This is a genomic window from Bacteroides cellulosilyticus DSM 14838, from assembly GCF_000158035.1.
GTDB lineage: Bacteria > Bacteroidota > Bacteroidia > Bacteroidales > Bacteroidaceae > Bacteroides > Bacteroides cellulosilyticus.
This window is the reverse complement of record NZ_EQ973493.1, coordinates 2581-5084: the sequence shown is the minus strand read 5'-3', so window position 1 is coordinate 5084 and position 2504 is coordinate 2581. Positions and strand designations below refer to the sequence as shown.

At 47.4% G+C, this 2504-nt stretch carries 2 protein-coding genes; both read right to left on the bottom strand.

Going from position 1 to position 2504, the window contains the following annotated elements:
* Positions 1 to 44: 44 nt before the first annotated feature.
* Entirely contained in the window at positions 45 to 1772 is a 1728-nt protein-coding gene (locus BACCELL_RS22335) for an ATP-binding protein (RefSeq protein WP_044154307.1), read from the bottom strand.
* 359 nt (positions 1773 to 2131) lie between these two features.
* On the bottom strand, positions 2132 to 2504 hold a 373-nt coding region (locus BACCELL_RS22330; protein ID WP_007214371.1), incomplete at its 5' end, for a HEPN domain-containing protein.

Below are 2504 nucleotides of genomic sequence, written 5' to 3'. Positions count from 1 at the left end.
GCATCTCTCATTTTACCTGATTATACTTAGGTTAATTCCTTGTTTTACACCTGTACTTCCTCTGCTCTCTCCAGTTCGCACCCTCGGAACTGCATGATGATGCAATGGAGCTGCGTGCCCTGTCGCAGTTGCTCCACACGTGGGGCGGCAGCGTAGAGGCGTATCTGGTTTACGGCATCTTGCCACTGGGCTTCGGCCTTGGAATCAGAGTCCTTCACAGCCAGGTACTTCAATTCGATGATGTAGCTGTGGGCAACAGCGTAATGGGTAAGGTTTGCCATCAGGAAGAGGTCGCAGAAACCGTGGTTAAGTTCCATTTCAGGGGCAACCAGATAGTAGTTGCAGATGCTGAGGTAGGCGGTGAAGAACCCTTGCAGGTTGCGTTCACCCTCGATGGCGCTGCGCACGGCGGAATTTTCCTTATAAGCCCGGGCGATGAATTCAAGACCTGAACGCCACTCGCCTTTGTAGGCCATGGCATCAAACTGGTCCATAAGACGTTCGAGGTTGATGTTGTGCTTCTCCTGATACTCTTCAAGCATAAAGTCATAGTACTGCTTGCGCACGTTGTTGTTGGGGATGCCCAGTACCGGACGTTGTCCGTCCGTACCCACGATGGTAAGCATACCGTAGTAAAAGAGCAGGCTGGGAAATATCTCCGGCTTGATGATATCACGGGCGGGAAAGGTGGTCACCAAATCCGCTACGATCCGTCCCTCCTCGGTGATGCGGCGCAGCACGCTCTTACGGTCGCCGTCCAGGCGGTCCAGTTGGATGAGCTTCTTCATCTTGTTGTAATCCGTGCGGGTGTTGGGATCAATCATCTGTTCGGGCGCTTTGCCCCCATCAATGTAGTTGCGCAGGTAGTAGAGCACCATGTCGCAGTTGAACATCTTGGGGTCGCTGTCCAAACTGTCTTTGGCAAAGCAATAGTTGTCGTACCAAGGCTTCATGTCGGCAATCATCGCTTCGACGTCGCCATTGTGCCGTCCGGCATCCTTATAGTACTGCAACATTTGGCGCACGTCTTCTTCGCTGAATCCCAACATTTGATTGAACTCCGGTTTGACGCTGAGGTTCCAGCCGATGTTGAATCCGCTGGTGAGGTCATCGAGTGTGACGGGGCTGACGCCGGTCATGAAGATGCGCTCAAACATACCTTTAAACTTCTTGAACACCTCGCGGTAGAAGCCGCTGGCGTGAGTGAGGGAGTGGTAGACCTCATCGCCAAGTTCGTTGAGCACCACGTTGGTGAAGTTGTCGTACTCGTCAATGATGAGATACAGACGAGCACCGTACTCCTGGGCCAGAGTTCTCAGGAAATTGAGCTTAGCGACAAAGCTGCCCTTCTCTTTGATATCCTGCACGAAGCCGGGGTAGTAATAGGATTCGTATTTCCGGGCGAACACATCCATCTCCATGCCGCAATATTCGTCAAAACTTTCGACAAGCGAACTGATGCCGTCGGTGGCGAGGGAAAAGTCGAGATGCAACACTTGGTAAACGCCTTGCAGGGGCGTGGGATGACTGCCTATCCACAAATTTCCGAACCGTGCCTCGAACTTAGGCTTCTGAGCGATATCGTAGTAGGCCCGCAGCATGCTCAGGAAGATACTTTTGCCGAAGCGCCGGGGACGGATGAAGAACAAACTCACCGGTTGTTCTTCGAGCAGGGGCAGGTACATGGTCTTGTCTACGTAATACTGGTTTTGCTCCACTACTGAGACAAAGTTGGAGACACCATAAGGGATTCTTTTTATATTTTCTTCCATGAGGATATGTATTTTATGAGTCATTCTGAAAAGAATAGAACAAAAGTAACTGATTATTGAAGAAGTAACAAAGAAAAGGGGAAAAAAGATGGTACAGCGGGCATTGTAACATAAGTACCACTTCATTATTTGTTCATACTATGAAAATAGAGCAATCTATATAATTTGTACTTACTAAAATTCAGGCTTCGCAAGTAGCCCGAAAGGCTTTCAGACTACTTGCGAAACTTGAATTAAAAATCATTCCAACATGTCAAAGAACGAAAGCCCGTTTGACATGTTGGAATGATTTTATAATATGGGGTAACGCTTAAAAGTTAGGCGTTGGTGTGCGATGTTATAATATGATAGTATTTGGCTTATTCATCAATTAACCTTTTTAGCACCGTTAGATATTCATCTACATAAGCTACTAAAGGTAAGATATCTTCTTCACCGATACTTATCCAGTCATCATAATCACCAGACTGACGCAATTCATAAACTTTGCTGTACAAACGACCCATTTCGCGTGAAACAACGCCTGTACTAACAAAGTATTGTCCGAACAAACGGATAACTCCCGAATGAGTAGAAGCACTATAGCCCTGTTTTATCAGCAATGCGGTAGTCATGTAATAACAGGCATAATACATACGGTTAGCAGCTGCATACCAAAATTTGTTATTGATAATACCTTTTGTCTCCTCCCAGGTTTCAAGAGCCCGATTCATACGATTCGTCATTAGTGAC